This window comes from Lysinibacillus sp. NPDC093692 (assembly GCF_050280125.1).
Lineage (GTDB): Bacteria > Bacillota > Bacilli > Bacillales_A > Planococcaceae > Lysinibacillus.
Map to the genome: position 1 here is coordinate 13814 of NZ_JBNNUW010000041.1, position 7032 is coordinate 20845.

Here is a 7032-nt window from a genome sequence, read left to right on the forward strand (position 1 = left end):
TGACTAATAACAGAACACCATTAGGGAAAGGCAGAATGTTTACTATTCCTATCGGTAGTGATTTTAAAACAGCAATGATTGAGGACAACTATTAAATTAGTTGTCCTTTTAATATGGAAAAATATTAGAGGTCCATACAATGGCTAATACAAAAGATAATTTAAACAAGTATGGTAAAGCATTTATTGGTTTTGATGAACCTAGTAGTAATGCTATGGATTCAATTAGTGGATATACAGGATTACTTGTTAACTCCCCTACTCGTGTAACAGGTTGGAATGATAAAGGCTATGCTATGAGTTTTAATGGTAGTAATCAGTATGTACAGTTTAATAATAAACTAATAGATTCAAACACTTTCACTATTAGTTTTAAATAAAAGTTAATGCTTTCCCCTCAGGTGTAACGCATAATAACATAGCAATTCTTTTCATGAATTCTGCTACTACTGACGAGGACACAGGAAAATGACTTGTCAGTTTAGTACAAGCCTTTCCCCTATCACATCTCAGCCTGATTTAAGACTACGTGGTGTGCTAAAAAACAACGAAGAAATGCCATTCTTCATTCGACTAAAATCTGAATTAGGCTCAACACCTGACGCTAACGGTGCTTTTGATATTATCGTGAGAGCAAATAAAGCCTAATCACAAAAGGTTACGCAAAATGATAAGTTCTACTTCCAAACAGGCACATATCGAAACTACAGCTAAACAATATCTTCAAAAGATGAAAGACTTGAAAATTCTTTGGGTTGGCTCAGTTATAAAAGCATAAATTAATTGAATTTTAAACATCTCCTTAACGTTTTTGTTAAGGAGAATTTTTTTGTTTATTTGACAGAACCACTTGGAAGTAACATAGTGCTAAAGAGACTTTATGCTAACAACACAAATATCAATGGAACTAACGTAAACTTTGCAGGTGGTAACTTTGTTAAGATTGCTGTATTTACAGATGTGTGTATTAATGAATACGCAGGTAAAAACCTGTTAATTCAACGTGTTTCTTACCATCACAAATAAAAGAAATATAATAATATCTACAAAAGATAAAACATTGATTTTACAGGGTAAGGGGCTTTCTCCCCTACCCTTTTTTATGTTTTCTTAATAGAATACGTCAATACAATAAAGGGGATTGATAAAAATCTTATTCACCAATTCAGGAAACAATCAAGCAATCAGTATTCCCTTTAACTGATACGCTGATTACGCAAATGGTAAAAACTATGCTGAGTATGACCTACTTAAGCATAAGAAAAATGATTTTTATTTATTTCAGCAAAATCAGGTCGTACGTTTTGGTTTGTTCGGTCAAGGGATGAAACTATTCTTCGAAATGTCCGATGGTTCTTTTAACTTAAATGGTAGAAGAATTGAAATTGAATACATTGATGATGAAGATGGAAAAACATATCATTTAACAACAAACTTTGAAATCAAAGACCTTATCACAAATAAAGAAACCTTTACAGATTTCAATAATGTACAAGGGCTACAAAAATCTAATTTAAAGTCTATTAACTTTGGCTACAAGACAACTTACACGAAAGATGATACTCAACTATTCTTTCAGCCTGTTGTTTCAATTCCTTTTGATGAATGTGCTTTTATTGACTCATAGAGCAGGTCAATTGAATTGGGTTATAAAATAGTCACCAAGAAAGGAAAATAGTAATGGTGGAAGTTACACAGGTTTCGGAGAAATAAAATTAGGCTATGTGAAGAAAACGATAAATAAAACACTTATTTTACATGATGGTGAGTATAAACAATATCATGAGGATATTTACGAAGAAACTATTATTGATTCTCCTATCTTCACAACAACAGATGAAAATTTCGATTATTTCATTAGTGGTAATCAAGATACGGTTTACAGCAACCTGTCAAAAGGCACATTTTGGTCAAAAAACATGTCTAACAATGTAGCAGGTATCGCATATTTTGGGATAAAACTGAGAAAACCTGAGAAATTAAAAACCTTTATTTTTAGACAAGGTAGTAGTGTGAATAACTCTATACCAAGCATTAATATTCAAGTGTCTAATAACGAGACAACATGGACAACTCTTTTCTCACTTTCGCTTAGTAGCGATAGGAGAAAAAAACATATTTGATTTAACAAATCATGTGAAAGAACCATATCTATACTATAGAATAATAGCTTCATCAAATTCAACAGCTACAAGTACTTTATGGGTAGTATATAAAATTGACTTTATTGCAGAAAGAAAAAGTGGTGTCTTAACAGAGACAGCCAATTGGAAAAATATATCAGACTCACTACCTACTTCTCAACAATTTATAGAACAAGGTATGAATAATTCATATCCCCTACTTGACCGCACAGTAACAGAATTAGAACCTCTGACAATGACAAATAATAGTGAGATTTTAGGTGTTGGCGAGATAGGAAAAGTATTTAGCAAAACAATTGATTTAAAAAAGTATTTTGATATAAGAAGCATAAGAACTGAGGTGAAATAATGTTAGATATTGATAAAGTCACATGGGATAGCGCAAAAATTAATCATAGCGCTACAGTATTTAGTAACAATGACTTGACAGCTTTTATAAAACATTCAAACCAAACTGTTGTGGCAAATTATCCTAGAAGTAGTGGAAAATGGTACTTTGAGCTAAAGATGGGTTCTATATTAAATGTTATGGTAGGAATTGTATCAGCAAAAAGTGGGTATGGAAGTACCTATAACTCTACTCTAAGTAGATATTATGCAATAAATGGAAGTAGAATTGAAGGCAATACATCACAGTCATATGGAGTAGCATATTCTAATAACGATATTATTGGTATAGCATTGAACCTAGATGATGGCACTATTGAATTTTATAAAAATGGTGTCTCTCAAGGTATAGCATTTAGGAATATTTATGAATTAGGAGAAGTATATCCTGCATTTACAACAAATGGCACAAGTAGTAGTATCACAGTGACCGCAATCTTTGAGGAACAATTATTCAATTTTCCCATTCCAAATGGATATAAATCTTATGGGCTTCTTCCTTATTCAAAAACACTGCTTCAATCGAACAATAAAACCTATTCACTAGATTCTATCGACACTTGGTATGATACAAAAATGACATCTGACAACGTTCCTTCTCCCCTAGTCGCTAGTGCTAGTAGTGTATATAGCTCAACCTTCCCTGCTTGGAGAGCTTTTGATGGGTTAAAAGATAGTAATGGATGGTCTACAGCGACTAATTCAATTATTAATCAATGGCTTAGATTATATTTTGGAAAGTATACAAGGGTTAATAAGGTAACTGTTGTAGCGAGAAGCACGACAGCATCGACAGAATCGCCAAAAAACTTTGATTTCCAAGGTTCAAATGATGCTTTAAATTGGACAACTTTAAAAGAAGTTCGAAATCAAATTGGATGGAAAAATTCAGAAGAAAGGACATATAGATTCGATAAAGAAGGTTATTTTAAATATTATCAAATTTTCGTATATGATTTCAATGGAGATACTTCACCTGTTATCGGTGAAGTGATATATGGATGTGAATATCTATCGTTTTGCGAAATACCATCCATTTCAAAAGAAAATTTCATTAAATACGGTGCTAAATTTGAGTTTAATGGGTTGGAAGCAATAGCCTTAGATAAAAACTATATTTTACAGGATGGTGTGTCAGAAAATTCAGATGGGTTGTGGACAACTAAATTAGATAGAAAACCACTCAGCATTAGTTTTAATTAGTGCTGAGTTTTTATTTTAAAAAATAGAAACAGGTGAGAAAATGAAAGAAACATATGTGATAGAGCTTTTTGATTACTTTTCCAACAATGGTGCAACCATTACTGAAATAGAGCTTTTTTATGGCTCTAAAAAAGTTAATTATCGTGTATTAGATGCATACGATACAGTAACAAAAGGAGTTCCTCATTACTGGAATGACACCTCTTATTGGGGATTTGATAGGCTATCAAACAACAACAAAATATATACTAACAATTCAACAGGTGGAGCTTCTTCCACACTTTTCATTTATAGTTTAAACTCAACAGCAGGTCAAGGGAATTGGGCTAGGTTTTCAATAGAGACAGATGATGTAATAACTAAAATGGTCATATGTTTAGGCTCTCCTGAAGGGAGAATACCAAAAGAAGTAACTATCTTTCGTGTGAATGGTAAATATAGCTCTACTTTATTAAATAGCAGATTAACAGATGGTTTAAAAGAAATAGAAAAACTCAATTTAAACAACAACATCTTAGCTCCTATTGACTTTGAAGTGAAAGTTAATGAGTTTGGTTTCTCTATTTATAGTGATATAACAAATGAATATTATTCCCTATCAGACAACACTCTAGTTCACCTGCCTGACAACTCTCCTAAAAACATGATTTTACATGGCATTGAGCAAGGTAAGGAAATTCAATTAGATGTACCTTTTGACAAACATAGATACTTTAATGACACACCTGTTGCTAATGTGAGTGGCAAAGTGTTCACACATGATATTGATAAAATTAATACTTTAAATATCAAAGAACTGAGAGAGAATAATAGTTTTGAGCCTATTTACACTTGGTATGAAACTAACATGACAGCTAACAATGTCCCTTCTCCACTAGTAGCTAGTGCTAGTAGTATCAATGGAAGCTTATATGAACCATTTAGAGCTTTTGATGGAATCACAGCAGATGGAACAACCTACAACACTTGGGCTACAGCTTCAAATCAGCACTTAGAATCATGGGTAAAGATAGATTTTGGAGCAGAGAAAGAAGTAAATTGCGTAGCTCTATCAGCTCGTAGAATTGAAAATATAGACCAAATGCCAAAGACCTTTACAATTGAAGGCTCTAACGATAACACACAATGGACAGAGCTTGGAAACTTTAGCAAAGATGATTGGCAAGCTATAACTACATATACATTCAGTCTAAAAAATGGTAGTTATAGATATTTAAGAATAATCAACCACACAACAAATGGTAGTAATGTAGCATCATGGTGCGAAATTAAATATGGATATAAAAGAGAGGTGAAATAAATGGCAACAACAGAGCAATTAATGGCACAACATGGTGTCGCATGGTTTGATTTTGATGAAGCAAGTGGTAATGTTTTAGATAAACTAGGCAATTACTATACAGGCACAATTACAGGAGCTACTAGAGTTAGTGGTTGGAATGGTGAAGGTTCTGCTATGAGTGGAAATACTATTGCCTCTACAGTAGTAAAATTCAATTCTCCTATAATACCTAATGGTGCAAAAACTATCAGATTTAAATTAAAAGTAACTTCTAATAAAGAAGGTGTTATTGTAACAAGAACTCAAGGTTCAGCAGGAAATGGATTACAAATAGGTTTATATAATAGTTATTTATATATAAATTTATATGAAAAAAACAATTTAATATTTGGCACAGGACTAAGCAAAATATTAGATATAAACAAATGGTATGACATTATGTTTTCTTGGGATGGAACAACTAGTACAAGTGCAGTAAAATTATATTTAGATGAAGAATTGGTTTCAAAGACAACAGCAATATCCAATGAAACAGCAGTTAGTATACACAACATGTCTGTATTAGGACATTACTCAGCTACAGGGTTCTCATTTGATGGGCAACTAGATGATTTACAAATCTACAATAAGGCTCTCTCCCCTTCTGACTTCATTCAAAAGCGTTTAGTAGTAAAAACAACAGACAGTAAAAACCTTGTTTTATCCCCTGATACAGCTCGTGTAAAAGAGATTCCTAACACAACAGAATATATGATGTTAGCTCAAGGTGGAATAATAAAAGAGATTGATTCAGCAGTCGATAGACCACCTATTGATTTTACTAAAACTACAACTGAATATGAGATTGTGACTAATAACAGAACACCATTAGGGAAAGGCAGAATGTTTACTATTCCTATCGGTAGTGATTTTAAAACAGCAATGATTGAGGACAACTATTAAACTAGTTGTCCTTTTAATATGAAAAAAACGGGAGGTCAATACAGTGGCTAATAGTAAAGATAATTTAAGTAAATATGGTAAAGCATTTATTGGTTTTGATGAACCTAGTGGTGATGTTATGGATTCTATTGGTGGTTATACAGGAACACTAGTTAATGCTCCTACTCGTGTAGCAGGTTGGAATGGTAATGGTTTTGCTATGAGTTTTAATGGGACTAATCAGCGAGTGCAATTTAATAACACCATTATTCCACAAGGTAAAAAAACTATTAGATTAAAGTTTAAGCCAATGACTCAAGCAACAACTTCTCAAGTATTAATTAGTTCTACAAGTGGTAATAATCCTTATGGGTATAGATTAGTTTGGCATCAAAGTGGATTAGTCTATCAAGTATATGGAGGTAGTCCAACTTCAATACCAACTTATTTAGTTGTACCTCCAGAAAATATAACAGTTGGTTTGTGGCATGATATTGTGATAACTGATGATGGATTATTAAAAGACAACTCGGTCAACATATACATAAACGGAACTTTAGTCTTAACCGGTTTGGGTGACTTTAATGAAATAGGAATGAAACCTACTTTCAATTTATCTGTTGGAGGAAGTCCTGATAATTCACTTTATTTTAACGGACAATTGGATTATATTGAATTTTATGATATAGTAATTTCCCCTATTTCTGACAAATATCTAGTTCAACACAATTCAGAATATAAACACCACGATGGTACTTCATGGCAATCAACTACACCAACAGAAGAAAATTTCATTCAATATGGTATGAACAATCTTAACCATATTAAAGAGAAACAATGGAAAGAGTTGTCAGGAGATAAGTCAGTGGTTATGTGGTCTGATTTTGAGGGTAAGCAGTTTGCTTCTGTTGTATTAAATAAAAAAGATTTCAAAGCACAGGATTTACTAGGTGATAATCCTCAAGCAATCTACTACACAGACTCAGACACTTCTCTAATCGCTGTAGAGACAGGTGTTGACCCTTATAGTGTTTATGACTACATTGGTGAATTGCCTACTATAGTGGCTTATACAGAGTCTACAGACGATATTATT

10 protein-coding genes are annotated in these 7032 nt (G+C 32.7%); all 10 read left to right on the forward strand.

Going from position 1 to position 7032, the window contains the following annotated elements; translation table 11 throughout:
• Window positions 1-139: 139 nt before the first annotated feature.
• Window positions 140-379, forward strand: coding sequence for a hypothetical protein (locus ACQKN4_RS24480; RefSeq protein ID WP_427485121.1), 240 nt, complete (start codon window positions 140-142; stop codon window positions 377-379).
• Window positions 380-467: 88 nt separating this feature from the next.
• Window positions 468-647, forward strand: a complete 180-nt coding sequence (locus ACQKN4_RS24485; RefSeq protein ID WP_427485122.1) for a hypothetical protein — start codon at window positions 468-470, stop codon at window positions 645-647.
• Between the two features lie 216 nt (window positions 648-863).
• Window positions 864-1025, forward strand: a complete 162-nt coding sequence (locus ACQKN4_RS24490) for a hypothetical protein (RefSeq protein ID WP_427485123.1) — start codon at window positions 864-866, stop codon at window positions 1023-1025.
• 298 nt (window positions 1026-1323) lie between these two features.
• Complete coding sequence (locus ACQKN4_RS24495; protein ID WP_427485124.1) at window positions 1324-1626, forward strand: hypothetical protein; 303 nt, start codon at window positions 1324-1326, stop codon at window positions 1624-1626.
• A gap of 97 nt (window positions 1627-1723) precedes the next feature.
• On the forward strand, window positions 1724-2122 hold the full coding sequence (locus tag ACQKN4_RS24500; protein ID WP_427485125.1) for a discoidin domain-containing protein: 399 nt from the start codon (window positions 1724-1726) through the stop codon (window positions 2120-2122).
• Between the two features lie 13 nt (window positions 2123-2135).
• On the forward strand, window positions 2136-2492 hold the full coding sequence (locus ACQKN4_RS24505) for a hypothetical protein (protein WP_427485126.1): 357 nt from the start codon (window positions 2136-2138) through the stop codon (window positions 2490-2492).
• A complete protein-coding gene (locus tag ACQKN4_RS24510) occupies window positions 2492-3733 on the forward strand; it encodes an SPRY domain-containing protein (RefSeq protein ID WP_427485127.1) in 1242 nt (413 codons plus the stop codon). The genes ACQKN4_RS24505 and ACQKN4_RS24510 overlap by 1 nt, the downstream gene beginning before the upstream one ends.
• Before the next feature lie 40 nt (window positions 3734-3773).
• On the forward strand, window positions 3774-5033 hold the full coding sequence (locus tag ACQKN4_RS24515) for a discoidin domain-containing protein (RefSeq protein ID WP_427485128.1): 1260 nt from the start codon (window positions 3774-3776) through the stop codon (window positions 5031-5033).
• The gene (locus ACQKN4_RS24520) at window positions 5034-5957 is read left to right on the forward strand and encodes a LamG domain-containing protein (protein ID WP_427485129.1); all 924 of its coding nucleotides are present in this window, start codon (window positions 5034-5036) and stop codon (window positions 5955-5957) included.
• A 43-nt stretch (window positions 5958-6000) separates the two neighbouring features.
• On the forward strand, window positions 6001-7032 hold a 1032-nt coding region (locus ACQKN4_RS24525; protein ID WP_427485130.1), incomplete at its 3' end, for a LamG domain-containing protein.